Raw genomic sequence first — 26,560 nt, 5'->3', positions numbered from 1 at the left:
GGCAAATGTCCGACAACAGCGACAAGACCACTCATTTTGGGTTCGAAACCGTGCGTGAGGCTGAAAAGGCCGGGCGTGTGCAGGGCGTGTTCAACTCGGTCGCCTCGAAATATGACGTGATGAACGATGTCATGTCGATGGGCATTCACCGGGTCTGGAAAGACGCGATGATGGACTGGCTTGCTCCGCGCCCAGGCCAGCGCCTGCTCGACGTGGCGGGCGGCACCGGTGACATCTCGTTTCGATTCCTGAAACGCGCAGGCTATGGCCATGCCACCGTTCTGGATCTAACCGAACCCATGCTGGTCGAAGGCCGCCAACGTGCCGAGGCCGACCAGATGGCAGACAGCCTGAATTGGGTGGTTGGTGATGCCATGGCTCTGCCCTTCGACGACAACACATTTGACGTCTACACGATTTCTTTCGGCATCCGGAACGTGACCCGCCCCCAAGAGGCCCTGAACGAGGCGTTTCGCGTTCTCAAACCCGGCGGCCGCCTGATGGTGTTGGAGTTCAGCCAATTGCCCAATGACGGGCTGCAAAAGCTCTATGACCTTTACAGTTTCAACGTCATCCCGCGCATGGGCAAGCTGATCGCCAATGATTACGACAGCTATCAATATCTGGTCGAATCGATCCGCAATTTCCCGGATCAGGAAACGTTTCTGGGCATGGTCCGCGCGGCCGGATTTGAAAATGCCAAGTACCGCAACCTGAGCATGGGCATCGCCGCGCTGCATTCCGGCTGGAAAATCTGATGCGCGGACCACACAACATCATTCGCCTGATCCGCACAGGCGCCACTCTTGAGCGCACAGGCGCCATGAACGTTGTGCTGGACGCGTTCGAGGCTCCGCGCGCAATCCGGTTTCTGGCGCATGCTTTGGGAAAACCGTTCCAATGGTTGGGTTACAAAGGCGATCCTGACATGCCCCCCGCCACAAGGGCGCTGACGGCGCTTGGACCGGCATACATCAAGTTTGGTCAGGTACTGTCGACCCGTCCCGATGTGGTCGGGGATGAGTTGGCCGAACAATTGCGCGTGCTGCAGGACAAGCTGCCCCCGTTCTCTAAAGCCGAAGCCATGGCTGAGGTTGAAAAGGAACTGGGCCAGCCGGTTTCCGAAGTGTTCAGCGAGTTCAGTGAACCCATCGCCGCGGCCTCGATTGCTCAGGTCCACAAGGCCAAGCTGGTTAGCACCGGTGAAGACGTCGCCGTCAAAGTTCTGCGCCCAAACATCGAACGCGCCTTCCGCAAGGATGTAGACGCATTTTATTTCGCCGCACGCATCGTGCAGCTATTCGCCCCCGGTGCACGCCGCCTGCGTCCGATGGAGGTGATCGAACATTTCGACGGCGTGGTCCGCGGTGAGCTCGACCTGCGGCTGGAAAGCGCAGCCGCGTCGGAATATGCGGCCAACACCAAGAACGACACAGGCTTCTGGCTGCCCCCGGTCGTCTGGTCCCTGTCTGCCCGCCGGGTGATGACGCTCAGCTGGGCCGACGGCGTTCCGCTGGGCGACAACATCGCGCTGGATGCTGCGGGGCACGACCGCGGCGATCTGGCGGAACGTGTGCTGCGCCTGTTCCTGTTGCACGCGCTGCGTGACGGTTTTTTCCACGCTGACATGCATCAGGGCAACCTGAAGGTCGCGGCAAATGGGGACATCATTGCCTACGACTATGGCATCATGGGTCATATCGACGAATATACCCGCCGGGTTTATGCCGAGATTCTCTTTGGCTTTATTCGCCGCGACTACAAGCGCGTGGCCGAAGTGCATTTCGAAGCTGGCTATGTCCCTGCCGACAGGGACGTCGACGAGTTTGCCCGCGCCCTGCGCGCGGTCGGAGAGCCTATCTTTGGCATGGATGCCACTCATATTTCGATGGGACGCCTACTGAATTACCTGTTCGAGGTGACAGAACGGTTCGGCATGGAAACCCGCACGGAACTGATCCTGCTGCAACGGACAATGGTGGTCGTCGAAGGCGTGGCGCGGTCACTGGACTCGCGCATCAACATCTGGGAAGTCGCGCGCCCGGTTGTCGAAGATTACATCAAGCAATCCATCGGTCCCCGCGCAGCACTACGGGATTTTGGCAAAACCGCCATGGTGCTGGCCCGCTTTGGCCCGCGCCTGCCCGCTTTGGTGGAAAATGCGCTGATCGCGCAGACGCAAAAGGACGACACTCAAAACAAAGGCCTATCGGCGGCCATTCTTCCAGCAACCATCGGCGCCGCTGCTGGCGCCGCAATTGTCCTGATCCTGACAGCCTTCACCTAAGGCATATCCGTCAGCTTCATCTGGCCAAAATATCCTCGGGGCGAATCGCGCAAGCGCGATGGGGGGCAGACAGCCCCCCCCTCTGCCCGATCCGGATCAGATCCGCTCGAAGGCAATGGCGATACCCTGTCCGCCACCAATGCACATCGTGACCAGGCCCTTCGATCCGCCGATGCGTTCCAGCTCGTACAACGCCTTAAGGGTGATGATCGCGCCTGTAGCGCCCACCGGGTGCCCCAAAGCAATCGCCCCCCCGTTCGGATTCACCTTGGCTGCATCCAGCCCCAGTTCTTTGTTTACGGCCAAGGCTTGCGACGCGAAGGCCTCGTTGCTTTCGATCACATCGAAATCCTCGATCGACAGGCCCGTACGCGCCAACAGGTTCTGTACAGCCGGAACCGGTCCGATCCCCATAACCTCGGGACGGACACCAGCGTGACCGTATCCCAGAATGCGCGCCTTGGGTTTCAGACCCGCTTTCTCAGCTGCTTCAGCCGTAGCCAGAACCATCGCGGCGGCACCGTCGTTGATGCCGGACGCGTTTCCAGCCGTCACCCGACCGTCCTTCTTGAACGCCGGGCGCAGTCCTGCCAGCGCCTCGGCCGAGGTCTGCTTGGGGTGTTCGTCGACCGTGAAATCGACCATGTCGCGTTTGACTTTGACCTGAACCGGCGCGATTTGGCTTTCAAAATAGCCAGCCCCAATCGCAGTCGCAGCCCGCGCCTGGCTGGCTAGGGCAAATTCGTCCATTTGCTCACGCGTGATCTGATGTTCATCCGCCACGTTCTCGGCTGTCACACCCATATGACCGGTGCCAAAGGGACAATTCAGGGCACCCAGCATCATATCGAGCGATTTAACATCCCCCATTTTCGCACCCCAGCGCGCCTGAGGAACGATGTAGGGGCTGCGCGACATGCTTTCGGCACCTCCAGCCACGGCAAATTCTGCATCACCCAACATCAGAGACTGCACAGCGGACACAATCGCCTGCGCTCCCGACCCGCACAGGCGGTTCACATTCATCGCAGGTGTTTCGTTCGGAATGCCCGCTTGTTTTGCAGCGGCGCGCGACAAGTACATATCGCGTGGCTCGGTGTTGATCACGTGGCCAAAAACAACGCTGCCGATCTGGGTCGGTTCGACCCCTGAACGTTCCATCGCCGCTTCCGTCACCACGGTCGCAAGATCAATCGGCGCGGTTGATGCCAGCGCCCCGCCAAACGTACCAATCGCGGTGCGGGCACCATCAAGAATCACGATGTCTTTCATGTCTCTACTCCTCCGGAATTTGACGGCACTATGCATCTGCGGCATCAGGCTGTCCCATGGAACGTACCGTCACAAGCAGAATTGACATATGACGGACAAACGCGCATGAGATTCCGTCATGACGGAAAATCCAGACGATATCCTGACACGCCTGCCCGCTCGCCTGAAAGAGGCACGTCGGGCCAAGGGTCTGTCGCTTGAAGCCGTGGCAAATCTTAGCGGCGTATCCAGATCGATGGTCAGTCAGATCGAGCGGGGCGAAAGCAGCCCGACGATCTCGACCCTGTGGAACCTGACACGCGCCTTGCAGGTGGATTTCGCGGGTCTTCTGGAAGAAGCGAACAGCGCTGACCAGATCGAGGTTCTCAGGAAATCCGAAGTTCCCAGCATCGACAACATGGGCCAGAATTGCCGGATTCGTATTCTGTCACCACCCGAGGAAGCAGGTGGTCACGAAGTCTACGACATTCAGTTCGACAAAGACGGCGCACTGAACAGCCAGCCCCACGCCCGTGGAGCACGCGAGCAGTTGACCGTGCTGGAAGGCGCGGTTCGTGTGACTTCGGGATCTGCCATCAGCGACCTGAAACAGGGTGATACGGCGCGTTATTCGGCGGACATCGCGCATTCGATCGTCGCCAATGGGCCTGCGCGGGTTTTCCTGATCGTCAAAAACGCCTAATTCCAGCGAAATTCCGTCTTCGCGGATTTTTTTCTCGTATATTGTAATTCCCCCATTTGGGAATTATGTCCGTTATGTTAGATATGCGACTCAGACAAACGGAGACCGCCATGGCTGATGCATTCCTGTCCCACATCACGGACACCCTCGCGCAGATCGAATCTGAGGGTCTGTATAAACGCGAACGAATGATCACCTCGCCTCAGGGTGGTGAGATTACGGTGGGCGACAAACAAGTCATCAACTTGTGCGCCAACAACTATCTGGGTCTGGCCGATCACCCCGCTCTGATCGATGCCGCCAAAGGCGCTATGGAACCCAAGGGATTCGGCATGGCCTCGGTCCGGTTCATCTGCGGCACGCAAGACATCCACCGTGAGTTGGAACAGAAGCTGGCCAAATTCCTGAACAAGGATGATTCGATTCTGTTCGCCGCCTGTTTCGATGCCAATGGCGGACTGTTTGAGCCTTTATTAGGGCCTGAAGACGCCATCATCTCGGACAGTTTGAACCACGCCTCGATCATCGACGGCGTGCGCTTGTGCAAGGCCAAGCGCTATCGCTATCTCAACAATGACATGAACGATCTTGAGGCTTGGCTGAAGCAGGCGCGCGAGGATGGCGCGCGACATATCATGATCGCCACCGATGGCGTGTTCTCAATGGATGGCTATCTGGCCAACCTGCCAAAAATCCGAGAGCTAGCCGATAAATACGACGCCATGGTCATGGTGGATGACTGCCACGCCACAGGCTTTGTGGGGCCGAACGGCGCGGGCACACCGGATCACTTCGGCGTCGATGTGGACATTCTGACGGGAACCTTGGGCAAGGCACTTGGTGGGGCAATTGGCGGCTACATCGCCGGGCCGCAGCCAGTGATCGACCTGCTGCGGCAGCGGGCGCGGCCCTATCTGTTCTCAAACTCGCTGCCACCCTCTATCGTCGCCGCCGGATTGGAAGCAATCCGCTTGGTCGAAGAGGGCGACATGCTGCGCGCGCAACTGTTCGGCAACGCGAAGTACTGGCGCGCGGGGTTGGAAAAGCTGGGCTTCGACCTGCTGCCCGGTGAACACCCGATCATCCCGGTCATGCTGGGCGAGGCGCAACTGGCGCAAGATATGGCGTCGCGCCTGTTCGACGAAGGCGTCTATGTCTCTGGCTTTTTCTTCCCTGTGGTCCCACGTGGTCAGGCACGGATTAGAACACAGATGAATGCGGCTCTAACAAAGGACGAATTGGACCGTGCGCTGTCCGCCTTTGGCAAGGTCGGCAAAGAATTGGGAGTGATCTGATGCGCCCCAACACAATGAAAGCTTTGGAGAAATCCAAACCTGAGGAAGGTCTGTGGATGGTGCAGGCCCCGGTGCCCGAAATCGACGCGGACGAGGTTCTGATCCGCATCAACAAGACCGGCATTTGCGGGACAGATATCCATATCTGGAACTGGGATGACTGGGCTGCGGCCACAGTGCCAATCCCGATGATCACGGGCCATGAATTCGCGGGCGAGATTGTTGAGATAGGGCGTAATGTAACCGGACTTGAGATTGGCCAGCGCTGTTCTGGCGAAGGGCATCTGATCACCACCGACAGTCGCCAAAGCCGAGCGGGCAAGTTCCATCTGGATCCTGGTACACGGGGCATCGGTGTAAACGAACAGGGGGCTTTTGCCCAATACCTGAAACTTCCTGCCTTCAACGTGGTGCCCTTGCCTGAAGACGTACCTGACGAGATCGGAGCCATCCTCGACCCGCTGGGCAACGCGGTTCACACGGCGCTCAGCTTCGACCTGTTGGGCGAAGACGTTCTGATCACAGGCGCAGGCCCAATCGGCATCATGGCAGCCGCTGTCGCCCGGCATGCAGGCGCGCGGCATGTGGTGATCACCGATATCAACCCGGATCGCCTAAAGCTGGCCGAACACGTCGTGCCCACCGTGCGGTCCGTGGATGTCAGCAAGGAAGACCTGCAAGACGTCATAACCGAGCTTGGTATGCAGCAGGGGTTTGACGTTGGGCTAGAGATGTCCGGTTCGCAAGCCGCGCTGGACCAGATGGTCGAGGCACTGGTGATGGGCGGCAAAATCGCCTTACTGGGCATTCCCCCCGGAAAATCCCCGGTGGATTGGAGCCGTATCGTCTTCAAGGCCATCACCATCAAAGGTGTTTATGGGCGTGAAATGTTCGAAACATGGTACAAGATGATCGCCATGTTGCAGAACGGTCTGGACGTCAGCCGGGTCATCACACACCAGATGAAGGTCGACGATTTCGCCGCAGGTTTTGACGCGATGAAATCCGGCCAATCCGGCAAAGTGGTTCTGGACTGGACTTAACGCTCTGGAATTGCGCGAGATCAGTCCCTAAACAGGGGTGAAATCATGCGTTTGGAGGAGCAAATGGGCGACAAGGACCGGTATCTGGAACGCGGGATCGAGGACACTCTGGTCACCGATTTCGCGGAAACCCATCGCAAGAGCTATGGCGACTTCCTGCAGCTCAAGACCTTGTTGAATCTGCAAAAAACGTTTCAGGACCCTGCGCAGCCGGATGAAATGCTGTTCATCGTCATCCATCAGGTCAGCGAGCTGTGGCTGAAACTGATGCATCACCAACTGGTCGAGGTGCGCCGGTTCCTGCAACAGGATGAATTCGGCCCCGCGATGAAGAACCTCGACCGGGTCAAGGCGATTCAGCGCCAGCTGATCTCGGCTTGGGAGACGTTGCTGACCATGACGCCGGCCGACTACATGACCTTCCGCGAGGCATTGGGCAGTTCGTCGGGCTTCCAAAGCTACGGCTATCGTCAGATCGAATTTATTCTGGGCAACAAAGATGCCTCGACCCTGAAAGTGCACGAACATGACGCCGAGGTCATGAGCTTACTGAATGCCGCGCTGACAAAACCGTCCTTGTATGACGAGGTGCTGCATATGTTGTCCCGTCAGGGTTTCGATGTGCCCGATGATTTACTGAACCGGGACTATGCGCAGCCTTATTCCGGCGACAACCGCGTGGTGAAGATATGGGGGCAGGTTTTCCGCGATACGGACCAGTATTGGGACCTATACGCGCTAGCCGAAAAGCTGATGGACGTCGAATCCCTGTTCCAACGCTGGCGTTTTGACCATGTCACGGCTGTGGAACGTGTCATCGGCAACCAACCCGGCACGGGTGGATCCAGCGGCGTGTCCTTTCTGCGCAAGGCCCTGGATTTACGCTTCTTCCACGACCTCTACGATGTGCGCACCGAATTGATGTATGCGGGGCAGGAGTAGGCGATGCTGTATCGAGGGTTCCCTAAGGATGAGCTGGAGCGTGAATACTCCCCCAGTTCGATGATCGGTGGCGATCTAACACCTTATCTAGACAGCTATACCGCACTCAGCGCGCAGCACCGGGCGAGGATGGACGTGAAGGAAAACGTCGCCTATGGCGATTCGCCGGCGCAAGTGCTGGATTTCTTTCCCGCGAAAGGAGTTGGCGCGCCTCTGCACGTCTTTGTTCACGGTGGATATTGGCAAGCGCTCAGCCAGCGCGAATCGGCGATGATGGCCCCCGCACTGATTGAGGCCGAGCAATCCTTTGCCACGTTGAACTACACGCTGGCCCCGGATGCGCGGCTGGATCAGATGGTCAACGAATGCCGCGATGCCCTGCTTTGGCTGGCAGAGAACGCGTTCAATTTGGGCTTTGATCCGTCGCGGATCACGCTATCGGGACACAGTGCTGGCGCGCATCTGGTGGCCATGGTCATGGCGACCTCAGCGGATGCGTTGGCCCGCGCGGGATTGCGCGTGCGCGATGTAATCCTGATCAGCGGCGTCTATGATCTGGAACCGATCAGCCTGACCTCGGTGAACGACCCGCTGCAGTTGACCCCGGTCGAGGTGCACGATCTGTCCCCGATCCTGCACCTGCCACCCCCCGGTCCACGCTATCACGTGACGGTGGCAGAACGGGACACGCCGGAATTCATCCGCCAAAGTCGCGATTATGCGGAAGCCCTGCGCAAAGGCGGGCATTCGGTCAGCTTCGATTTGCTAAAGGGCATGCAGCACTTCGATATCATCATGCACCGAGGGACGTTTTTGCCGGCAAATCGGTAGTCAAAGGCATTGAAAATCAACTGATTTGGTATTTTCCCCGGAAATTAACACGAGCATTACAAACCTTACCTTTGTGGCCAAGGTTCGAACGCCCGGTTCGAGCCCAAAGTGCTCAATCCCGAGCTTAGTTCCAATGTCGGGTTTAGTTATCTCTGCTTGCCAAAACTCACACCGATAGCTTTGGTTCGAAGGTCGTTAGAAAGTCCTGCTAGCCAAACTGGGAAAGTGACCCCCGTGACCCGGAAATGGGCCAAAGTTTCGCCCGAATGCTGACACAAGCTGTCAACGATGTGGTTCTGGGCCGAAACTCTATGATTCTGAAACGCTTCTTTCGCTACCTCCTTTCCGCGGTAGTCGCGTTTATCGCCGTGGCAATTCTCATCGCGGTGGTTTGGATTGGCTATTTTGCGTATTTGGTGTTTACCGCTCCGACGCACAGTGAGAGGGTCGAGGCTGAGCGGGCAGAGAAAATCCGCAGGAAAGCCGAGGAATGGACGAATTTCTGCGCGCAGTACGACTGCGATGACATACCAGAAGGATATGTCGTAAAGAACATCGGGCAGGAGACCCTAAACCTAATCCACTATGCCCAGCCGGTTACCGGAGACACCTGTCGGTTAACGACTGATAGCTATGATGAAACCGAATACTTAGACGGCAAGGTGCTCCGTGGGGCGGCTTTGAACCATCGCGCGAACCCCTATTTTGTTAAGTGTGCAGATCGCACCATGCCCTTTACCAGATGGGAAGATTACATTGTTTTCTACAGAGGGCAGTTTGGGTCTGAAGAACCTAATCGTAATAACGTCTTTCGTGAGGTTTTGGGCCCGGCGTGGTTTTGGGAGGGTGACCCCAAACCCACCTATGCCTCGCTGCGCGCGTTCTTGCGTCCCGCTTCGCAAGACTTCGATATTATTGGCCACAGCTCACTTGAGAACCAGCGCCGTGTTTACTTGTCAAAATCCCGTATGTTTCAGGGTCGATATGTCGTGCTGTTCTGTAATGACAGGTGCGACATGCAAACCGTCAGCTTTGCGGAGGATGAAGGCTTGAATACGCTCCATTTCAAACAGCTGATTCAATTCTCTTTGCGTGGTTGGGATTGCAGCGCCTTCACCAATGGCGCGTTCACCGAACTATGGAAGTGTGGCCCCCCGATGGAGGATCACCTCGACTCCATGGCGAACTACATTCGCTTTCTAGATCAGGCTGTAGACGCTGCGCGCCGCCGACCGCTCCCGAAGTTGCAATAGGGTGTTTGCATTTCGATCCACTGGATAGGATCGTTTGAACAACCCTAAAATGTGTTACCTTCAAGAGCGGTCGTTCATTTTCTTCGAGCGATCGACAGCATGGTCCGCACAGCCGACCTTGAAGTCAGACTCATCTCATAATTAGGGCAGGATTGTAAAACGAACCGCACTGACTGGATTCAGAAAATCTCATACGTAAAATCGAAGGTTCGCAAACATTCACAAAAACAAAACAGCGGCCCGAGTGAGCCGCTGTTTTCTGTTTTACTGTACTACCGGATCAATCCAGCGTCCGGGTGACCTCTTCGCGTTCGAAGATCTCGATCACGTCGCCTGCACGGATATCGTCGTAGTTCTCGAACGCCATACCGCATTCCTGACCCGACTGGACCTCGGCCACTTCGTCCTTGAAGCGCTTGAGGGTCTTCAGCGTGCCTTCGTGGATCACCACGTTGTCGCGCAACAGGCGGACGCCTGCGGAACGACGCGCCACGCCTTCGGTGACCAGACAGCCAGCAACCTTGCCGACGCCTGTAACCTTGAAGACTTCGCGGATCTCGGCGTAACCGATGAACTTTTCGCGAATCTCGGCGCTCAGCAGGCCGGATGCGGCGGCTTTCACGTCGTCCACAAGGTCATAGATTACCGAGTAGTAGCGGATTTCCACGCCCTTCTGGTTCGCGGTGTTCCGCGCCGACGCATTGGCACGCACGTTGAAGCCCAGGATCGGCGCACCGGATGCTTCGGCAAGGCCGACATCGGTTTCGGTAATCGCACCTACGCCCGAGTGCAGCACGCGCACGCGTACCTCGTCGTTGCCGATCTTCTCCATCGCCTGAACGATGGCCTCAGCCGAGCCCTGAACGTCTGCTTTCATCAGAATTGGCAGCTCGTTGACGTTCTCGTCTTCCTTGGCCTTCTGCATCAGCTGCTCAAGGGTCGTTGCGGCGCCAGCGGCGGCACGTTTGTCCTTGGCGGCCTGTTCGCGGTATTCCGCGATCTCGCGAGCCTGTGCTTCGGTCTCGGTCACGTTCAGAACGTCGCCCGCTTCAGGCGTGCCGTTCAGACCCAGTACCTCGACAGGAACCGAGGGGCCAGCTTCCTTGACGCGTTCGCCCTTGTCATTAATCAGCGCACGGACTTTACCGTATTGCTCACCCACGACGAAGATATCGCCCTGACGCAGCGTGCCGTTCTGAACCAGAACAGTGGCGACCGGGCCGCGACCCACGTCCAGCTGCGCCTCGATCACGGCACCTTGGGCGGCGCGATTCGGGTTGGCTTTCAGCTCCAGAATCTCGGATTGCAGCGCGATGGCTTCTAGCAGTTCATCCAGACCCTGACCGGTGATGGCAGAGACTTCAACGTCCTGAACTTCACCCGACATTTTCTCGACGATGACTTCGTGCTGCAGCAGATCGGTGCGCACCTTGTCCGGGTTCGCGCCTGGCTTGTCGACCTTGTTGATCGCCACGATCATCGGCACTCCGGCCGCTTTCGCGTGGTTGATCGCTTCGACCGTCTGCGGCATCACCGCGTCATCGGCGGCAACAACCAGAACCACGATATCCGTGACCTGAGCACCGCGCGAGCGCATCGAGGTAAAGGCCGCGTGGCCCGGCGTATCCAGGAAGGACAGCGTGGTGCCGCTATCGGTTGTCACCTGATAGGCACCGATGTGCTGGGTGATGCCACCCGCCTCGCCTGCCACAACCCGCGCATCGCGGATCGCATCCAGCAGCGAGGTTTTGCCGTGGTCAACGTGACCCATGATGGTGATGACCGGTGGGCGCGATTTCAGATCTTTGTCGTCGTCTTCGACCTCTTTGATGACGTCCTCGACATCCGAATCAGAGACACGGGTCACTTTGTGACCGAATTCTTCGATGATCAGCTCGGCTGTATCGGCGTCAATGGTCTGGTTCTGCGTGACCATCATGCCCATGTTCATCAGCGATTTGACAACGTCTGCCACACGCTCGGCCATACGGTTGGCCAGCTCGGACACCGTGATCGCCTCGGGCAGCTGTACGTCGCGGATTACCTTTTCGCGCTCGACCGTACCACCCATGGCTTTCTGGCGCGCCCGCTCCTGCTTGCGCTTCATCGCCGCCATAGAGCGGTGCCGATTACCTTCGCCGCCCGTTGCCTGACCCAGTGTCAGCTTGCCGGACCGGCGGTTGTCATCACGGCCTTTGCCACGATTGCCGCGCTGTTCACGCTCGCGATCGTTTTTCCGCGGCGTTGCAGCCGGTGCAGGCTTGTTGGCCGGGCTGCGCGGAGCAGCCGCCTTGGGCTCTGCCGGTGCAGCCGGAGCAGCTGCGCGTTGGGCCGCTATTTCAGCCTCTTTGCGCTTGCGATCTTCTTCTTCGGCCTTGGCACGTGCACGTTCTTCGGCCTCACGCTGTTCGCGTTCCTTAGCCTCTTGCTCCGCACGACGACGGGCGCGTTCTTCTTCACGCGCTTTTTCAGCTGCCTCGCGGGCGGCGGCTTCTTCGACCTCGCGGGCCTTCGCGGCCTGCAGCGCCTTCATCCGGCGGGCCATCTCCGCATCGGAAATCCCGGCAGGGCGGCGCGACGGATCACCCGAGGGCGTTGCTCCGCCACCTGGCTTGCCGGCACCCGGCTTGGGAACCACCACGCGCTTGCGTTTGGTCTCCACCACGACATTCTTGGTACGTCCGTGGCTGAAACTTTGTTTCACATTTCCGGGGCGTGCCCCGCCACGAAGACCCAATGTCTTTTTGCCGTCATTATCGCTCATAAAGCTTCTTACCCTTCCGCGCGGCCCCTGCCGCCGTCATCCGTTTCGCGCAAGCCACGCAGGCGCTGCGCTTCCTCTACAACACGTTTGGCGAGTCCGCCAGAGGCGAGCGCCGCATGAATCACGGTTTGGCGCCCAAATGCCTGTCCCAACTCGTCCGCCGTCAGCCAGCCGATGTATGTTCCGAAGTGCGGCGTGCTCAGTTTCGACTTGCCGCGCCCCGATCCATCAGAGGCTTGTATCAGTATCTGGGCCTCTTCCCGGTCCAGCCACGTCTTGACCTTTTCGTAACCGGCGATCGCATCACCGGATTTACGCGCAAGGCTCACCAACTCGATCACACGGCGCGCAATCTGACGTTCAACTTCATCCGCGAGATCGTTAGGCACGCTGACTTGTGCCTTGAAACCACGTGCAAACAACTTTTTGCCCACGGCCTTGTCCAACGCGCTTCGATCCGCCGCGACATAGACACCGCGCCCCGGTAGTTTCGCCGCGACATCCGGAAAGACCTGACCATCCGGCCCCGTCACAAAGCGGATCAACCCAAATTTAGGTTGAACCTCGCCCGTGGCGATGCACTTGCGTTCAGGTCCTTCGGACCGATCCTTATGGACGCCACCGCGACCCATTTGCGCCACCCGAAGCCTGAGATCAGGCCTCGGCCTCCTCTTCGGTAACTTCTTCTTCGGTCTGCTCCAACTCAGCAGGATCGACCCAGCCCAGCATGATCCGAGCTGTCATGACCAGATCCTGCGCCTCTTCCAGCGTTACTCCGAAAGGTTCCAGAACACCGTCATCTTTGATTCGCTGGCCGTCGACCGTGGTCCAACCACCGGCCAGTTCCCAGTCAGCGCAGGTAGCGAAGTCTTCCAGGTTCTTCACATCGTCCTTGGCCAGCGCCTCAACCATCTGGGGTGTCAGGCCTTCGAATTCAATGAGACTGTCTTCGGCACCCAACGCGCGGGCACTTTCCAACGCAGCCTTGGCCTGTGCTTCCAGATATTCGCGCGCCCGTGTTTGCAGCTCTTGCGCGGTGCCTTCGTCAACGCCGTCGATCACCAGCAGTTCTTCGATTTCCACATAGGCTACCTCTTCGAGGTTGGTGAAGCCTTCGGACACCAGCAACTGGGCAAAGAACTCATCCAGATCCAGGCTGTCCATGAACAGCTGGGTGCGGGCTTCGAATTCTTTCTGACGACGCGCCGATTCTTCGGCCTCGGTCATGATATCGATATCCAGATTGGTCAGCTGGCTGGCCAGACGCACGTTCTGACCGCGGCGACCGATGGCCAGCGAAAGCTGTTCCTCGGGAACCACAACCTCGATTTTTCCGGCCTCTTCATCCAGAACCACCTTGGAAACCTCAGCAGGCTGCAGCGCGTTCACCAGGAAGGTCGGCTGATCTTCGTTCCACGGGATGATGTCGATCTTTTCACCCTGCAGCTCGTTTACAACGGCCTGCACGCGGCTGCCGCGCATACCAACGCAAGCACCAACAGGATCGATCGAACCGTCATAGGAAATCACGGCGATCTTGGCGCGCGAACCGGGGTCACGGGCAACAGCTTTGACCTCGATGATGCCGTCATAGATTTCCGGCACTTCCATCTTGAACAGCTCGGCCATGAATTCCGGCGCGGTGCGCGACAGGAAGATCTGGTGGCCACGAACTTCGCGACGCACTTCCTTGATATAGGCACGCACACGGTCATTCGGACGATAGCTTTCGCGACCGATCTTGTCATTGCGGCGCAGAACGGCCTCAGCACCGCCCAGATCGACGATGACATTGCCAAACTCTTCGCGCTTGACCGCACCGTTGATAATAGTGCCTGCGCGATCCTTGAAATCTTCGTACTGACGGTCACGCTCGGCTTCGCGCACCTTCTGCAGGATCACCTGCTTTGCGGATTGTGCCGCGATACGGCCCATTTCAACCGGCGGCACTTCTTCAACGAAGACATCACCAACCGAAGGCGTTTCCATATACTGCTTGGCCTGCTCGACGGTCATCTCGGCCTGATAGTTTTCCAGCTCTTCATCCTCGACCACTGTGCGGACGCGGGTGAATGTCGCTTTACCGGTCTTGCGATCGATGCTGACGCGGATGTCCATCTCGGCGCCGTAACGGCTCTTGGCGGCGCGGGCGAGCGATTCTTCCATCGCTTCGACAACCAGACCGGGGTCGATCATCTTTTCGCGGGCCACGGCCTCGGCGGTCTGCAGCAGCTCCAGCTGGTTGGCTGAGGTGATTGCCATCAGTTCGTCTCCTCTTCGGACCCTTCGGTCTCAATCTCGTCGAAAGCGTTTTCGTTCAGGGCACCGGCGTCTTTGCGCTGGCGCAGCATTTCCTTGATCAGGTCATCGGTCAGGACCAGCTTGGCATCGCTTAGCCAGTCGAATTGCAGTCCGATGGTGATCGTCTCGTCCCCCTCGGCGAGATTGATCAAGACCTCATCGCCCTCGATCCCGGCCAGCTCACCCTTAAAACGGCGGCGCCCGTCGATCAGTTCGGCGGTTTCGATCTTGGCCTCATATCCTTCGAACGCCTCAAAATCCTTAAGACGGGTCAAGGGGCGGTCGATGCCGGGGCTGGACACTTCCAGCGCATAGGCGTCAAGGATCGGATCCTCGACATCCAACGTGGCGCTGACCGCGTTCGAAATCTCGGCGCAATCATCCACTTCGATACCGCCATCTGGCTTGTCAGCCATGATCTGCAGCGTGGTCTGTTTGCCGCTCATCAGGCGGATACGCACAAGCTCATACCCCAGATCCTCGATCACGGGGGTGATGATCTCGGCCAGTCGCCGGTCGATGGCTGCTTTGGCTATCAGGTCATTTGTCATCTGGTACTCTACCCTGTCAGTCGGGCACAAAAAAACGGGCGCGCGGCCCGTCGATCTTTTCCGGTGGAGCCCCGGACCGAAGCCCGACACGCCGCTGTTAACGGCCATATAGCCAAGCGACTGCAAGATTGCAAGCCCAAGCGCCCGGATGGGCAATCACAATATCAGTCTGACAGAATCCACTCGCCATTTTCACACAGGTAAGGACCAACGCGGTCCCCGTCTTCGTAGACTTCGCCGTCAAACAGGCATTGACGTCCCTGGGCATGTGCCACGCCTGACAGAGCGACGGTCACTAGTGCAATAATGGCAGCGAGAACAGAAAGTTTATTCATGGAAAGCTCCTATTCCGCCGAAGATGCAAAAAGCGCAGGCTGCGTGTTGCGCGGGTAGATAATCACCGAAAGAGTGCCCCTGCCCTGAAACTGCTCGGCATTCGCCGTCCGCGGTGGGAAGAGTTGATCAAAGGCCACCCTGTTCAGCCCCAACTTCATTTCCGAACCCGACAAAAACTCGAACGGTGTCCGCGCGGCGCAGGCATGAAAAACAGGATCTTGCCGCACCGTGAACTGACGCATGATATTGGATGACCCCCCGGTCGGTTTGATCAGGACGGTAATCCCCGGTTTCAAAAAACTGTCGGGGCAGGTGTACACCATCGGTTTTTCGTTCCCATTTGCGTCATGCAACAACACGCCCTCGGCCGTTACCTCGTGCTTGAAGGGGCTAAACACGGTCTCTTGCTGAATGAAGTTGGTGTAAAGCGTCGCAAATAGCTGGCTGTCACCACGCGGTTCGGACTTTATACCCTCGTACAGATCAGCGATCGCCTGCCACATCCGTGAATCCGCCCCACGCAATGTTCCGGGCAGCGAAAACGGACCTTCCAGATCATACAGAACGTCGCGCAGCCCGGCCGACAGGGGATCCTCCTTTTCCAGCCCTCTAATCTCGTGAACCAGATCCGAATCGTTCAACGCATAGTAACCATGCGACTTCAGCGTGCGGGTCAGAGCCCGCATATCGGACAGTTTCCGCGCTGTCGTCTCTGCACTATCTTCGGGGTTCGCCTCTACGGCCTCAAAACCCTTGTCCAGCAACTGAGTCAGAGACTGCCCTTCTCGGGCGTCAAGCTCTATCGTTCCGTTTTTGCTGACTTTTACGGTAACGTCTTTACCTGATTTCAGGGCAAACACCGCAACAACCGCCAATGCTATGGACAAAATAGAGATTGATATATTCTTTAAACCTTCAACCCTCATGGGAATTCTCCCACTTTCGAAACAATTAAGCTAATACAGCGCGTACAATAGCAAAATTATGCTCAAAGTAGAAGTCAGGCGAATTTTCGGTGTTTAAATCAACCACCAACGCTCGGCAATGCGGCCATCGTCCAGGGGGCGATCCGTTCCGATCTGACGGGGCATGCCGACATGCCCTGCAACAGCCAGCGCCATATCGGATTCGCTTGGGAAAAAGCGCAATCCGCGGTGCTGGCTGAACCCTTCGCCCTGTGGCAGCGCCGCGATATCCACAAAGCCGTCCCGCAGCGCTTCGGTGCGCACACGCGCATCGGGGATGACGATAACCTCCAGGGTTTCGGCCCAGCCAGCCAATCCATCCTTGTAGTGGCCCGCCACACGGCGCCCAAGGAAATGACGATCATCTTCCGCCCGTTCAACTCGGTAGCATCCGGTGCCGTTCGCGGTCTGCAAGGGCGTGACACCTTGCCCGTTGCGCGTAATAACGAACCTGCTGTCGGCCAAAAGGAAGGGTAGACCCGGGTTGGCCAGAGCCAAGTCCAGACGCACGCGATTATCTGACAAGGCGTCGACCTGCCCAACATCGCCCAGAACCGCCATCACATCCTTTACATCAAGGACTGCACCATCGTGAAAACGAGCGTTTTCGCGCAGATCAAAGCTCCAGATGCGGGCTTGGGAATCAGTCTGCCAACCGGTCGCAAGCTCTCCGCGCAGGGTGCCGTCGGGTGCAATCTCGGTCAGGGTTTCGAACACAGCCCCGCGGGCGACCTGCTCTAAACTGTCATCGCGCGGCACGGCCAGGCGCAGCGTACCACCCACTTTGGGCGTATCCGCCAGCGAAGCGCCCGTCGCCGCCAACAAGGCGGCAGCAGCACCAGACGCAAACAAAGCGCGACGGTCGATGCGAGTCATAATGCGCCCTCCGCCACGCGGTCCATGATGCGAACCAATTCCGCGCTAATTCCGGGTTCGGACAGTGCATGCCCGGCCTGACGCACCATCTTCAGCTCGGCACTGGGCCACAGCTGGGCAAGGTTCCACGCGGCCTGAGGCGGGCAGATCATGTCATACCGTCCCTGCACGATATGGCCGGGGATATGTGCGATTCTGTCCATCTGGTCCAAAATCTGCCCGTCGCGTTCAAGAAACGCGCGGTTGATGAAATAGTGATTCTCAAGCCGTGCAAAGGCGCGCGCGTATTCACCGGGGCTTTCCCCGGTTGCGCCATGTGAATGGATCGAGGCCAGCGCATTTTCCCAACTGGACCAGGCCCGGGCATACAGGATCTCGGTCGCACGGTCCCCCGAAAACAAGCGCTTGTTAAATGCGCCTATGGTGTCACTCAGCTCATTGTCGGACAGCAGAGCGGTGAACTTCGCCCATTGCTCGGGCCAGAACTTGCCCGCGCCGCCGCCGTAAAACCAATCCAACTCGGCCTGCGTCGCTAGGAACACACCGCGCAGCACCAGGCGATTGACCCGATCCGGGTGGGACTGCGCATAGACCAGCGCAAGCGTTGCCCCCCAGCTGCCGCCAAAGACAATCCAGTCGTCGATATCCAGCAGAGTTCGCAGACGTTCGATATCGTCCACCAGATGCCATGTGGTGTTATCCGTGACCGAGGCATGCGGGCGTGACCGTCCACATCCACGCTGATCAAACAGAATCACCCGATAGACGTCCGGATCAAAATAGCGCCGCATCGCGGGGCTGCAGCCACCGCCCGGGCCTCCGTGCAGAATCACCACCGGAATGCCGTTGGGATTGCCGCATTGTTCCATATAGATACGGTGTCCGTCGCCCACATCGACCATACGCTGATCGAAAGGATCGATCGGCGGGTACAGATATTGAACTGCGCGCTTTTGGTCCGGGTACTTGTCCATTATGGCCCTATATAGTCCTTAAGCGTAAAAGAGCATACGGAGACAGGAATGCAAGCGCATCCGAACACGGTTGACCCTTCTGAGATCGCAAAATTCGAAGCGATGGCCGCAGAATGGTGGGATCCTCACGGAAAATTCAAACCTTTGCACATGCTGAATCCCTGTCGGCTGGATTATATCACACAGCAGATCGCGGGCGAATTCGATCGCGATTTGAAGGCCGCAAAGCCGTTCGAGGGCCTGCGTTTGCTGGATATCGGCTGCGGCGGCGGGCTGCTGAGCGAACCGATGGCCCGCCTTGGGGCCGAAGTGGTCGGAGCGGATGCCGCCGAAGGCAACCTGCCCGTCGCGCGCATCCACGCGGAACAATCCGGGCTTGAGATCGACTACCGCCACACCACTGCCGAGGACATGGCCGCTGCAGGCGAACAGTTCGACGTGGTGCTGAACATGGAGGTGGTTGAGCATGTGGCCGACCCCCTTGGTTTTCTGACCGCATCGCAAGACTTGCTGAAACCCGGCGGTTTGCTGATCTGTTCCACGATCAACCGCAACCCGAAATCTTATGCGATGGCCATTTTCGGGGCCGAGGTCGTCATGCGCTGGCTGCCGCGCGGCACGCATGAGTGGAACAAGTTCATCACCCCGGATGAGTTGTTCGACCTGCTGCGTCAGGCTGGACTGGAACCGGTGGATCGCAAAGGGTTCGTATTCAACCCGATCCTGTGGAGCTGGTCGATCTCGGACCGAGATCTGAGCGTGAATTATGTGACGGCGAGTGTGAAACCGGGGTAGGATGGGTGCTTGCAGCCATTATTCCAACGACAATACAGACGCGATGGGTACAAGCACCCATCCTACGATTTCTTAAAACTCTAAACGGGTCAGTCCAAAAGCAGGGCCAAAACCAGCAGCTGTTAGCTCGCTGCCAAGTGCGTCACTAAGGAAAAAATACCTGAACATATTGGGATCAATCCAGACTGCTGGACCATTTACCGATCTGGTATCCGGCACAAGGCAATCAGCAAGTGAGGCATCAGGCTTAGGCTTAGGCTTAGGCTTAGGCTTAGGCTTAGGCTTAGGCTTAGGCTTAGGCTTAGGCTTAAACACCTCGCGCCCAGGCCACACATGCACAACATCGCTCTTTGCAATATCGATTGCATGACCTTGATTCTTGAAAATTAGAGCATATGCCACACAATCAGGCGGGGCCTCTGTATCATTACCAAAAAGTTGCGTTTTTTGCAGGCGTGCCTGGCCCAAATCATAGTGCTCAAAAATCTCCGCAACATCCGCACGTAACATTGGGTGCCCTGCACTGAACACCGGAAGTATAGTGCTCGGTGGTGCCTCGCTTAGGTTCCAATAGAGTTCATTCGGCACTGCTTCTGAGTCGACATGCTCGCCACGGGCATTCTTCTTATTTCCGTCACTATGTTTCTTAGCGATTTAGACATCTTCGTCGCGAAACTTGATCGAAGTGATCTTGTTTCACATTGGTACAGTGACAAAACCAATGCTGAGCTCATGTCTTTGGTAAACATCGCTAACCCAGATTGCGCCACTCGGTTTTGAAGTCTTCAGGTGAGATCGATTTTGTTAATCTTCGTTAGCGGAGGTTGGCGAAGTCACGTTCTCTGAAAGCACACTGGATTTCCGTCGCTTCCTAAACCAACGCATGACCTTCCTACTCCCCCTCCAACTGCAACCGCAAATCCCGCAGCACGGGCAGTGTGCTGCGGACACGCTCCAGCCCAAGCTCTCCGACCACGCGGTTGATCAGTGGGGCGATTGACGCAATCGCCTGATCGCGCGCTCTCCGGCCAGCCGGGCTGATCGCCACCATCTTGCGGCGGGCGTCGTCCCAGTCGGGGCGGATGTGGATGTATCCGGCCCATTCCAGCTTGGCCAAAGTGTTGGTCATCGCCCCTCGGGTCACGTGGAATGTGTCCGCCAGTTGGGCCGGGCTACGCTCATCCCCAACAAAAACCAGATGGTTCAGCACCGAGAAATGCGAAATCTCCATGCCCTTGGGCAACACCCGGCTAAGCCGGTTGCGCAACAGCTGATCGGCGGTCAGGATTTCGCTGAACAGCGTGACCGCAAGGGCATTGTGTTCGTCAGTCATGGTCCGGTTCTGGATCAGGGTCCGTCAAAGCGACGGGTGTGAGTAAGTGAGGGCACCCGTCGGCGCGCCTCAGACACAGAACTATCACGCAAATCGAAAATGTGAATGCCCGGATCGGTCCCTGCGTCGATGACAACCTCTCCCCAAGGGGCAATTACCATGCTGTGGCCATAGGTATGGCGCATTTTTCCTCGGGCTTTCGGATGTTCGCCGGTTTGCGCCGGGGCCAGCACCCAACAGCCGGTCTCGATCGCCCGCGCACGCAGCAGCGATTCCCAGTGCACAGCCCCGGTCACCGGCGAAAACGCCGCCGGAACCGTCAGGATACGCGCACCCGCCTGCGCCAGCGCCGCGTAAAGCGCCGGGAACCGGATGTCGTAACACACCGTCATGCCAACCTTGCCAAAATCGGTGTCGGCAATCACCGCCTTGTCGCCGGGCCGGTAGTTTTTCGATTCGCGGAAGGTCTCGGTTTCGGTAACCTGCACGTCAAACATGTGAATCTTGTCATACCGCGCCACGATCTGCCCCTGCGGGTCAATCATGAAGGATCGGTTGGCAAACCGCCCGTCCGCGTCATGGGTCTTGATCGCTAAAGACCCGATCAGCAGCCAGACACCCAGCGCGGCGGCCTGATCCCGTAGGCCGGCCAGCGATTGGTCATCTTCTTCGTGCTGTAAGACTTCGCGCTGCCGCGTGGTGCTGGTGGACACGCAGTTCGTCACCTCAGGCGTCAGGATGAACCGCGCGCCCTGTGCCGCTGCCTCGGCCATCATGGCGCGCACCCTGTCCAGATTTTCGACCGGATCGTCCGACGAGGTGATTTGCAGCAGCGCGGTTTTCATCAGGCCGCGAGCAGGCGATCCAGCTTACCCTGACGCTCCAGCTCATACAGTTCGTCACAACCGCCCACGTGCTGCGCACCGATAAAGATCTGTGGCACGGTTCGTTTGCCACCTGCGCGCTTGATCATCTCGGGCTTGCGCTTGGGATGCATCAGCACGTCGACTTCCTTGAATTCGACGCCTTTCTGTTTCAGCAGGCGTTTGGCCGCGTGACAAAAACCGCACAGCGGCGAGGTGTATATTTCTACCGGTTTCATATTCCGTACCTTCGCGTTTCGCATAATCTTGGGCGAATTAGGCATCCTTGGCAACGCGCGCTAGGGTCAACACGGAAATATGATTTGCCCCGGATGCAAGGCAGACACGCGCACAAGCCGCCAGTGTTGCGCCGGAGGTCATCACATCATCCACCAGCAGGATATCGCGGCCTCGCAAGCGGTCTTGCCGCTTTGGATGGGCGATGATCGAGCTTTTAAGGACTTCAGCCCGCTCTGCCGCTGTTTTGCCATCCAGAACAGGCGTCTTTCGGTGGCGAAGTAAAAGGTCCGGGCACACCTCAAGCCCTGCCTCTTTCCCAAGGTGCTGCGCCAGTAGGGCGGACTGGTTGTACCGGCGTTTCAACAACCGGGACCAGTGCAAGGGCACAGGCGCAAGCAGCATCCCCTCGCGGAATATCTCTTGCCCGGCCCGCGCCAGCCAGCGTGCGGCAGGGCGCGCCAGTTCGGGCCTGTCACCATGCTTCAAGGCCAGCACCAGCGACCGCGCTTTGCCATCGTACAAAAGGGCCGAACGCCCATCTTGCCAGGGGCGCGGCGCAGCCAAGCAATCGTCGCACTCAATCCGGTGACCGTCTGAAACCCCCGGTAACGGCACCCCACAGCTTTCGCAAACAACTCCACCGATAAAGGGCGTCTCGCGCCAGCAGGGCCCACACAGCCCGAAATCCGATTCGGTCAGGTCCCCGCATCCCAGACAGCGCGGCGGATAGATCAGCGCGACAGCGGTTTGAATCCGGTGCCACATGCGATAATTGCGCCCTATGAAACTGCCTGAGTCCAATACACCCTCTTTGTTTGATCGCCAGGTCCTTACCCGGCACCGCGCCCGCGCGAAGGATGAGGCCCTGTTCCTGCATCGTGCCGCTGTGGACGAAGTGCAGGATCGGCTCTCTATGGTTAACAAAACCTTTACGGCCCCGGCGATCGTGACGCCATTTGCGCATATCTGGCAGGACGTGCTGCCCGGGACGCGGATCGTTGCGGATGATGAGGTTCTGGATCTGACCCCCGGTGCGCATGATTTGGTCATCCACGCCATGGCGCTGCATTGGGCCAATGATCCTGTTGGGCAACTGATCCAATGTCGCCGTGCTCTGCGCCCCGACGGGTTGCTGTTGGTCGTGTGTCTGGGCGGAGAAACCCTGCACGAATTGCGCGCCGCATTGGGACAGGCCGAAATCGAAGTGACCGGAGGCCTCAGCCCCCGTATCGTCCCGATGGCCGAGCTGCGCGATCTTGGCGGGTTGCTGCAACGGGCGGGGTTTGCGCTGCCGGTCGCCGACACCGCGCGCCTGACGGCGGAATACCGCGACATGCAGCACCTGATGCATGACCTGCGCGCCATGGGTGAGACCAACAGCCTGTCCGGGCGCATGAAACAACCCACCAAGCGACAGGTTTTTACGCGCGCGCAGCAGGTCTATGCCGACAACTTCTCAACGCCCAGGGGACGGTTGGCCGCCACCTATGAATTGATCTGCCTGACCGGCTGGTCTCCCGATGACAGCCAACAGAAACCATTACGCCCCGGATCAGCCAAAGCGCGACTTGCGGATGCGCTGGGCACAAAAGAAGGCAAACTGTCCAATTGACGACCGGGCTTTTCCGGTTATCTCAGGCCAGTACAGAGAAATCTCAGGAAGCATCAGATGTTTGACGCCACTCGCCCCGATCATGCGCCCGCAGACCACCCCAAGGTCAAAATGGGCCGCGTCGGCATTCTGCTGGCCAATCTTGGCACGCCGGATGACTACAGCTATTGGCCGATGCGCCGGTATCTGAACGAGTTTTTGTCGGACCAGCGCGTAATCGACTATCCCAAGTGGAAATGGCAGCCGATTCTGCAAGGCATCATCCTGTCCAAGCGCCCGTTTAGCTCGGGCGAGGCCTACAAGTCGATCTGGAACCATGACAAAGGCGAAAGCCCGCTGATGACGATCACCAAGGATCAGACAGCCAAGTTGCGCGATGCGATGCAAGAACGGTACGGCGATCAGGTGATGGTCGATTTCTGCATGCGCTACGGCAATCCCTCAACCAAATCCAAAGTACGTGAAATGGTGGCCGCGGGCTGTGATCGAATTCTGTTCTTCCCGCTCTACCCGCAATATGCAGGCGCGACGACTGCAACAGCCAATGATCAGTTCTTCCGCGCGCTGATGGACGAAGCCTGGCAACCTGCGTCTCGCACCGTTCCAGCCTATTTCGACGAGCCTGCTTATATCGACGCTTTGGCCGGGTCAGTGGAAAAAGCCTATGCGGCGCTGGAGACCAAACCGGATGTGCTGGTCTGTTCCTATCACGGCATGCCAGAGCGCTATTTGCAGCAGGGCGACCCCTATCATTGCCAATGCGCGAAAACGAGCCGATTGTTGAAGGAACGGCTGGGCTGGTCGGACGATCAGCTGGTCTCAACCTTCCAATCGCGATTCGGTCCCGAGGAATGGCTGAAACCCTATACCGTGGATCACGTGGCTGATCTGGCGCGGCAGGGAAAGAAGAACATCGCCGTGATAGCGCCCGCGTTTTCCGCCGATTGCATCGAGACGCTTGAAGAGATCAACGAAGAGATCAAGGAAAGCTTTGAAGAGGCTGGCGGTCAGACCTTTACCTATATCCCCTGCCTCAATGACGATGATTCGCACATTGGCGCACTGGGCAAGGTAATCGAAGACAATCTAAAGGGCTGGCTCGACTGACCGATTCCCACCAAATAAATATGAAAAAAGGCGGTGGATCACTCCACCGCCTTTTCTCTAGATTTAGCTCGTCAAATTAGCTTGCTGCAACAGCTGCGGCAACTACGACCAGCAGGACCAGCGGCAGGATGATACCCTGCGACGAACCCTGAGTTTCCTCTACAACAACCGGTGCTTCAACAACCGGCTCTTCCAGGTTACCGGCATAAGCGGTCGAAGCAGCAGCAGTAAATGCAGCGGCGAGAACGAGTTTTTTCATATTAACCTCCAGAGTTTGCACGGCTCCATCAATCGGATCCGCACACCTAAGACTTACCTCGTGGTTTTTTTCTAATCAGCTATATGGCTGGAATGCAATTGCAACTTGAGCCACAAGCGGGTTCGTGCGCGAAAATGTCGTCATATTAGCAACACTTGCGTGCCGACCTTCGCCATCGAGAACAGTTCAGCGATATCTTCGTTGAACAGGCCGATGCATCCGTTCGACGACCGGCGACCGATTTTGCGCGTGTCATGCGTTCCGTGAATCCGGTAGTATTTCCAACTCAGGTATAAAGCATGTGTTCCCAATGGGTTATCAGGACCCGGTGGAATATGGTCCGGCCATTCGGGATTTCGTTTCTTCATAGAAGGTGTCGGCGACCAACTGGGACCCTCAACTTTGCGGATGACGCTGGTGCGGCCCCGGCGGGTCAATTCTTCGGTCAGCGGAACGGATGAGGGGTAGAGTTTGTATACAGATTGATCATCTGACCAATAATGCAGCGCTCGGGACACCGTATCGACCAGAATGGCCCCATTTCTCGTATTCGAGAAATAAGGCTGCCAATCCAGGGCGCGGAACCCCGAGACATTGCGACGCACGTCTGGCTCGGCCTCGGGGGCTGGGCGCAGTGGGTCACCAGGAACGTACTGGGCAATCGCCGGCGATGCCAACAAGGCCGAAGCGCCGGCCAGAAATGCTCGGCGGCTAGATGAATGAATGGGTTTCTTGACCATAGTGACCGGTCCTTTGCGAAAGTTGTCCTGAAATTTTCACGTATTTTATTGCCAGAATGCGTCAATCGCAAATCAAACCGGCAGAAACATGCAAGAATCAGCCATTGCAGGTTTGCCGAAGGCTGCATGGCGCGCTATGCCGTATGTCGACACAATAATCAGGTCGATCATGACGCGTATTATCACATTACTGTTTCTTTGCTTTGTTGCGCTGGCTGCATGTACCCCAAGCAGCACCCCAACTTACGGATCGGATGGCCGTCCACTGCCGTCGGTCTACAAAATCCGCGGCAACCCCGAAAAGCTCCAGTTCCGTATGCTGGATTCGGTAAATGCCTTGCGCCAGGCTCAGGGTTTACAGGCGGTGCAGCTGAACTCGCAGCTGAATGCCGCGGCCGCGACCCACTCTAAGGACATGGCGCGCCAGAACCGCCCATGGCACTTCGGTTCGGACGGATCGTCGCCCATAGATCGCGCGCAACGCGTTGGTTATTACGGAACTTTCCTGGGTGAGGCGATTTCGGAAACCTATGAGACCGAAACCGAAACCTTGGCCGCCTGGATGCAGGAACCTGGCCCCCGAGCCGTGATCATGGACCCGAAAGCCTCACAAATGGGCTTTTCTTGGCATCAGGAAAGTGGCGGGAAAATCTGGTGGACGCTGGAAATGGGAGCAGGCGGGTAACCAAAAGCCGCCTCGAAGAAAAAAGCCCCCACCTTTCGGGGGCTTTTTTATTTCAGCAAGGTCAGGCGGCCTGCATGGACTGCGCTTCGGTCAGAATCGCGTAAAGCTTGACCGGATCAGGGTTGGCCCGCAGCTTTGTGCAAACAGACGTATCACGCAGTGTACGTGACACCAGCGCAAGCGCCTTAAGGTGATCGACACCCGCCTCTTCCGGCGCAAACAGTGCAAAAGCGATGTCCACCGGCTGCCGGTCGACCGATCCAAAATCAATCGGTTTTTCAAGCATTACAAACACACCCGAAACAGAGTCCAGATCTGTCAGCCGAGCGTGTGGCAAGGCGACACCGTGTCCAACCCCGGTCGGTCCAAGGCTTTCGCGCTCCAACAAGCAATCGACGACAGTCTGCGCATCCAGATGCAAAGTTCCGGCGGCAACATCTCCAATTTCCTGAAACAACCGCTTCTTACTAGAAGCGGCGGACAACACACGTACTGCTTCGGGCTTTAATATGCTCGAAAGCTCCATCATCACGCTCCACGGCGGGGCCCCTGCA

29 protein-coding genes are annotated in these 26,560 nt (G+C 57.7%); 12 read left to right on the top strand and 17 right to left on the bottom strand.

Translation table 11 applies throughout. From position 1 onward, the window contains the following. Positions 1-5 precede the first annotated feature (5 nt). Both ubiE and ubiB read left to right on the top strand, forming a co-directional pair. Positions 6-758 (top strand): bifunctional demethylmenaquinone methyltransferase/2-methoxy-6-polyprenyl-1,4-benzoquinol methylase UbiE, encoded by a 753-nt coding sequence (gene ubiE / locus AC2FI8_RS15290; RefSeq protein WP_058272973.1) that lies wholly within the window; start codon positions 6-8, stop codon positions 756-758. Beyond that, positions 758-2,287 (top strand): 2-polyprenylphenol 6-hydroxylase, encoded by a 1,530-nt coding sequence (gene ubiB, locus AC2FI8_RS15285; RefSeq protein ID WP_496779963.1) that lies wholly within the window; start codon positions 758-760, stop codon positions 2,285-2,287. Before ubiE ends, ubiB begins: the two co-directional genes overlap by 1 nt. A gap of 96 nt (positions 2,288-2,383) precedes the next feature. Here ubiB and AC2FI8_RS15280 read toward each other — a convergent pair whose 3' ends face one another. After that, entirely contained in the window at positions 2,384-3,559 is a 1,176-nt protein-coding gene (locus AC2FI8_RS15280) for an acetyl-CoA C-acyltransferase family protein (RefSeq protein WP_496769677.1), read from the bottom strand. 118 nt (positions 3,560-3,677) lie between these two features. Here AC2FI8_RS15280 and AC2FI8_RS15275 point away from each other — a divergent pair, with 118 nt between their 5' ends. From AC2FI8_RS15275 to AC2FI8_RS15250, 6 genes are all read left to right on the top strand, one after another. Next, positions 3,678-4,241: a helix-turn-helix domain-containing protein gene (locus AC2FI8_RS15275; RefSeq protein ID WP_496779960.1), complete on the top strand. Its 564-nt coding sequence runs from the start codon at positions 3,678-3,680 to the stop codon at positions 4,239-4,241. Between the two features lie 110 nt (positions 4,242-4,351). Next, on the top strand, positions 4,352-5,536 hold the full coding sequence (locus AC2FI8_RS15270; protein WP_496779958.1) for a glycine C-acetyltransferase: 1,185 nt from the start codon (positions 4,352-4,354) through the stop codon (positions 5,534-5,536). A gap of 14 nt (positions 5,537-5,550) precedes the next feature. Next, entirely contained in the window at positions 5,551-6,579 is a 1,029-nt protein-coding gene (gene tdh, locus AC2FI8_RS15265; protein WP_496724273.1) for an L-threonine 3-dehydrogenase, read from the top strand. A 45-nt stretch (positions 6,580-6,624) separates the two neighbouring features. Next, entirely contained in the window at positions 6,625-7,521 is an 897-nt protein-coding gene (locus AC2FI8_RS15260) for a tryptophan 2,3-dioxygenase (RefSeq protein WP_496779956.1), read from the top strand. 3 nt (positions 7,522-7,524) lie between these two features. Further along, positions 7,525-8,352: an alpha/beta hydrolase gene (locus tag AC2FI8_RS15255; RefSeq protein WP_496779954.1), complete on the top strand. Its 828-nt coding sequence runs from the start codon at positions 7,525-7,527 to the stop codon at positions 8,350-8,352. Between the two features lie 266 nt (positions 8,353-8,618). Continuing rightward, positions 8,619-9,605: a hypothetical protein gene (locus AC2FI8_RS15250; RefSeq protein ID WP_496779952.1), complete on the top strand. Its 987-nt coding sequence runs from the start codon at positions 8,619-8,621 to the stop codon at positions 9,603-9,605. A gap of 280 nt (positions 9,606-9,885) precedes the next feature. Here the strand turns inward: AC2FI8_RS15250 and infB are convergent, their stop codons facing one another. The 8 genes from infB to pip all read right to left on the bottom strand — a co-directional run bounded on the left by infB (position 9,886) and on the right by pip (position 18,372). Continuing rightward, positions 9,886-12,369 carry a translation initiation factor IF-2 gene (gene infB, locus AC2FI8_RS15245; protein WP_058272980.1) on the bottom strand — a complete coding sequence of 828 codons (2,484 nt, stop codon included), beginning with the start codon at positions 12,367-12,369 and terminating at the stop codon, positions 9,886-9,888. Positions 12,370-12,377: 8 nt separating this feature from the next. Next, entirely contained in the window at positions 12,378-13,001 is a 624-nt protein-coding gene (locus AC2FI8_RS15240; protein ID WP_496779950.1) for an RNA-binding protein, read from the bottom strand. 22 nt (positions 13,002-13,023) lie between these two features. After that, complete coding sequence (gene nusA, locus AC2FI8_RS15235) at positions 13,024-14,631, bottom strand: transcription termination factor NusA (protein ID WP_496779948.1); 1,608 nt, start codon at positions 14,629-14,631, stop codon at positions 13,024-13,026. Next, the gene (gene rimP, locus AC2FI8_RS15230; RefSeq protein ID WP_058276577.1) at positions 14,631-15,221 is read right to left on the bottom strand and encodes a ribosome maturation factor RimP; all 591 of its coding nucleotides are present in this window, start codon (positions 15,219-15,221) and stop codon (positions 14,631-14,633) included. Before rimP ends, nusA begins: the two co-directional genes overlap by 1 nt. A gap of 164 nt (positions 15,222-15,385) precedes the next feature. Further along, positions 15,386-15,556 carry a hypothetical protein gene (locus AC2FI8_RS15225; RefSeq protein WP_496740076.1) on the bottom strand — a complete coding sequence of 57 codons (171 nt, stop codon included), beginning with the start codon at positions 15,554-15,556 and terminating at the stop codon, positions 15,386-15,388. Between the two features lie 9 nt (positions 15,557-15,565). Further along, complete coding sequence (locus tag AC2FI8_RS15220) at positions 15,566-16,483, bottom strand: hypothetical protein (protein WP_496779946.1); 918 nt, start codon at positions 16,481-16,483, stop codon at positions 15,566-15,568. 93 nt (positions 16,484-16,576) lie between these two features. Then, positions 16,577-17,398, bottom strand: coding sequence for an ABC transporter substrate-binding protein (locus tag AC2FI8_RS15215; RefSeq protein WP_496779944.1), 822 nt, complete (start codon positions 17,396-17,398; stop codon positions 16,577-16,579). Continuing rightward, positions 17,395-18,372, bottom strand: a complete 978-nt coding sequence (gene pip / locus AC2FI8_RS15210) for a prolyl aminopeptidase (protein WP_496779942.1) — start codon at positions 18,370-18,372, stop codon at positions 17,395-17,397. Before pip ends, AC2FI8_RS15215 begins: the two co-directional genes overlap by 4 nt. Positions 18,373-18,420: 48 nt before the next feature. Here pip and ubiG point away from each other — a divergent pair, with 48 nt between their 5' ends. Continuing rightward, positions 18,421-19,167 (top strand): bifunctional 2-polyprenyl-6-hydroxyphenol methylase/3-demethylubiquinol 3-O-methyltransferase UbiG, encoded by a 747-nt coding sequence (gene ubiG, locus AC2FI8_RS15205; protein ID WP_496769658.1) that lies wholly within the window; start codon positions 18,421-18,423, stop codon positions 19,165-19,167. Positions 19,168-19,239: 72 nt separating this feature from the next. Here ubiG and AC2FI8_RS15200 read toward each other — a convergent pair whose 3' ends face one another. From AC2FI8_RS15200 to AC2FI8_RS15180, 5 genes are all read right to left on the bottom strand, one after another. After that, the gene (locus tag AC2FI8_RS15200) at positions 19,240-19,677 is read right to left on the bottom strand and encodes a hypothetical protein (RefSeq protein WP_496779940.1); all 438 of its coding nucleotides are present in this window, start codon (positions 19,675-19,677) and stop codon (positions 19,240-19,242) included. Positions 19,678-20,059: 382 nt separating this feature from the next. After that, a complete protein-coding gene (locus AC2FI8_RS15195; RefSeq protein ID WP_496726678.1) occupies positions 20,060-20,500 on the bottom strand; it encodes a MarR family winged helix-turn-helix transcriptional regulator in 441 nt (146 codons plus the stop codon). A 14-nt stretch (positions 20,501-20,514) separates the two neighbouring features. Further along, the gene (locus tag AC2FI8_RS15190) at positions 20,515-21,345 is read right to left on the bottom strand and encodes a carbon-nitrogen hydrolase family protein (RefSeq protein WP_496779938.1); all 831 of its coding nucleotides are present in this window, start codon (positions 21,343-21,345) and stop codon (positions 20,515-20,517) included. Beyond that, the gene (gene grxC, locus AC2FI8_RS15185; RefSeq protein ID WP_058272991.1) at positions 21,345-21,602 is read right to left on the bottom strand and encodes a glutaredoxin 3; all 258 of its coding nucleotides are present in this window, start codon (positions 21,600-21,602) and stop codon (positions 21,345-21,347) included. The genes AC2FI8_RS15190 and grxC overlap by 1 nt, the downstream gene beginning before the upstream one ends. Before the next feature lie 37 nt (positions 21,603-21,639). Next, positions 21,640-22,368: a ComF family protein gene (locus AC2FI8_RS15180; protein WP_496779976.1), complete on the bottom strand. Its 729-nt coding sequence runs from the start codon at positions 22,366-22,368 to the stop codon at positions 21,640-21,642. A 16-nt stretch (positions 22,369-22,384) separates the two neighbouring features. On the opposite strand from AC2FI8_RS15180, the gene AC2FI8_RS15175 reads away from it, so the two are divergent. Together AC2FI8_RS15175 and hemH are read left to right on the top strand one after the other, a co-directional pair. Continuing rightward, positions 22,385-23,215 (top strand): methyltransferase domain-containing protein, encoded by an 831-nt coding sequence (locus AC2FI8_RS15175; RefSeq protein ID WP_496779936.1) that lies wholly within the window; start codon positions 22,385-22,387, stop codon positions 23,213-23,215. Positions 23,216-23,272: 57 nt separating this feature from the next. Further along, positions 23,273-24,322, top strand: a complete 1,050-nt coding sequence (gene hemH / locus AC2FI8_RS15170) for a ferrochelatase (RefSeq protein WP_496779934.1) — start codon at positions 23,273-23,275, stop codon at positions 24,320-24,322. A gap of 76 nt (positions 24,323-24,398) precedes the next feature. On the opposite strand, the gene AC2FI8_RS15165 is transcribed toward hemH, so the two are convergent. Both AC2FI8_RS15165 and AC2FI8_RS15160 read right to left on the bottom strand, forming a co-directional pair. Then, positions 24,399-24,581 (bottom strand): hypothetical protein, encoded by a 183-nt coding sequence (locus AC2FI8_RS15165; RefSeq protein ID WP_496726682.1) that lies wholly within the window; start codon positions 24,579-24,581, stop codon positions 24,399-24,401. A gap of 140 nt (positions 24,582-24,721) precedes the next feature. After that, positions 24,722-25,321: a L,D-transpeptidase gene (locus tag AC2FI8_RS15160; RefSeq protein WP_496736884.1), complete on the bottom strand. Its 600-nt coding sequence runs from the start codon at positions 25,319-25,321 to the stop codon at positions 24,722-24,724. A gap of 169 nt (positions 25,322-25,490) precedes the next feature. Here AC2FI8_RS15160 and dalA point away from each other — a divergent pair, with 169 nt between their 5' ends. Continuing rightward, a complete protein-coding gene (gene dalA / locus AC2FI8_RS15155) occupies positions 25,491-26,006 on the top strand; it encodes a divisome-associated lipoprotein DalA (protein WP_058276578.1) in 516 nt (171 codons plus the stop codon). A gap of 61 nt (positions 26,007-26,067) precedes the next feature. Here the strand turns inward: dalA and AC2FI8_RS15150 are convergent, their stop codons facing one another. Next, complete coding sequence (locus tag AC2FI8_RS15150; RefSeq protein WP_058273066.1) at positions 26,068-26,532, bottom strand: PTS sugar transporter subunit IIA; 465 nt, start codon at positions 26,530-26,532, stop codon at positions 26,068-26,070. Between the last annotated feature and the right edge of the window lie 28 nt (positions 26,533-26,560).

This window comes from Ruegeria sp. CDSB029 (assembly GCF_059611125.1).
The sequence above is the reverse complement of the archived record's forward strand: the minus strand, read 5'-3'. Positions and strand labels throughout refer to the sequence as shown.

Excerpts from the sequence above, each read along its gene's own strand:
- pip (WP_496779942.1), bottom strand. The coding sequence starts at position 18,372 with ATGGACAAGTACCCGGACCAAAAGCGCGCAGTTCAATATCTGTACCCG.
- AC2FI8_RS15215 (WP_496779944.1), bottom strand. The coding sequence starts at position 17,398 with ATGACTCGCATCGACCGTCGCGCTTTGTTTGCGTCTGGTGCTGCTGCC.
- AC2FI8_RS15195 (WP_496726678.1), bottom strand. The coding sequence starts at position 20,500 with ATGACTGACGAACACAATGCCCTTGCGGTCACGCTGTTCAGCGAAATC.
- AC2FI8_RS15255 (WP_496779954.1), top strand. The coding sequence starts at position 7,525 with ATGCTGTATCGAGGGTTCCCTAAGGATGAGCTGGAGCGTGAATACTCC.
- rimP (WP_058276577.1), bottom strand. The coding sequence starts at position 15,221 with ATGACAAATGACCTGATAGCCAAAGCAGCCATCGACCGGCGACTGGCC.
- tdh (WP_496724273.1), top strand. The coding sequence starts at position 5,551 with ATGAAAGCTTTGGAGAAATCCAAACCTGAGGAAGGTCTGTGGATGGTG.
- AC2FI8_RS15165 (WP_496726682.1), bottom strand. The coding sequence starts at position 24,581 with ATGAAAAAACTCGTTCTCGCCGCTGCATTTACTGCTGCTGCTTCGACC.
- ubiE (WP_058272973.1), top strand. The coding sequence starts at position 6 with ATGTCCGACAACAGCGACAAGACCACTCATTTTGGGTTCGAAACCGTG.
- AC2FI8_RS15260 (WP_496779956.1), top strand. The coding sequence starts at position 6,625 with ATGCGTTTGGAGGAGCAAATGGGCGACAAGGACCGGTATCTGGAACGC.
- AC2FI8_RS15220 (WP_496779946.1), bottom strand. The coding sequence starts at position 16,483 with ATGAGGGTTGAAGGTTTAAAGAATATATCAATCTCTATTTTGTCCATA.
- AC2FI8_RS15250 (WP_496779952.1), top strand. The coding sequence starts at position 8,619 with ATGCTGACACAAGCTGTCAACGATGTGGTTCTGGGCCGAAACTCTATG.
- AC2FI8_RS15190 (WP_496779938.1), bottom strand. The coding sequence starts at position 21,345 with ATGAAAACCGCGCTGCTGCAAATCACCTCGTCGGACGATCCGGTCGAA.
- infB (WP_058272980.1), bottom strand. The coding sequence starts at position 12,369 with ATGAGCGATAATGACGGCAAAAAGACATTGGGTCTTCGTGGCGGGGCA.
- ubiB (WP_496779963.1), top strand. The coding sequence starts at position 758 with ATGCGCGGACCACACAACATCATTCGCCTGATCCGCACAGGCGCCACT.
- AC2FI8_RS15175 (WP_496779936.1), top strand. The coding sequence starts at position 22,385 with ATGAAACTGCCTGAGTCCAATACACCCTCTTTGTTTGATCGCCAGGTC.
- AC2FI8_RS15280 (WP_496769677.1), bottom strand. The coding sequence starts at position 3,559 with ATGAAAGACATCGTGATTCTTGATGGTGCCCGCACCGCGATTGGTACG.
- AC2FI8_RS15225 (WP_496740076.1), bottom strand. The coding sequence starts at position 15,556 with ATGAATAAACTTTCTGTTCTCGCTGCCATTATTGCACTAGTGACCGTC.
- AC2FI8_RS15240 (WP_496779950.1), bottom strand. The coding sequence starts at position 13,001 with ATGGGTCGCGGTGGCGTCCATAAGGATCGGTCCGAAGGACCTGAACGC.
- grxC (WP_058272991.1), bottom strand. The coding sequence starts at position 21,602 with ATGAAACCGGTAGAAATATACACCTCGCCGCTGTGCGGTTTTTGTCAC.
- AC2FI8_RS15275 (WP_496779960.1), top strand. The coding sequence starts at position 3,678 with ATGACGGAAAATCCAGACGATATCCTGACACGCCTGCCCGCTCGCCTG.
- AC2FI8_RS15160 (WP_496736884.1), bottom strand. The coding sequence starts at position 25,321 with ATGGTCAAGAAACCCATTCATTCATCTAGCCGCCGAGCATTTCTGGCC.
- ubiG (WP_496769658.1), top strand. The coding sequence starts at position 18,421 with ATGCAAGCGCATCCGAACACGGTTGACCCTTCTGAGATCGCAAAATTC.
- AC2FI8_RS15270 (WP_496779958.1), top strand. The coding sequence starts at position 4,352 with ATGGCTGATGCATTCCTGTCCCACATCACGGACACCCTCGCGCAGATC.
- nusA (WP_496779948.1), bottom strand. The coding sequence starts at position 14,631 with ATGGCAATCACCTCAGCCAACCAGCTGGAGCTGCTGCAGACCGCCGAG.
- AC2FI8_RS15180 (WP_496779976.1), bottom strand. The coding sequence starts at position 22,368 with ATGTGGCACCGGATTCAAACCGCTGTCGCGCTGATCTATCCGCCGCGC.
- AC2FI8_RS15150 (WP_058273066.1), bottom strand. The coding sequence starts at position 26,532 with ATGGAGCTTTCGAGCATATTAAAGCCCGAAGCAGTACGTGTGTTGTCC.
- dalA (WP_058276578.1), top strand. The coding sequence starts at position 25,491 with ATGACGCGTATTATCACATTACTGTTTCTTTGCTTTGTTGCGCTGGCT.
- AC2FI8_RS15200 (WP_496779940.1), bottom strand. The coding sequence starts at position 19,677 with ATGTTACGTGCGGATGTTGCGGAGATTTTTGAGCACTATGATTTGGGC.
- hemH (WP_496779934.1), top strand. The coding sequence starts at position 23,273 with ATGTTTGACGCCACTCGCCCCGATCATGCGCCCGCAGACCACCCCAAG.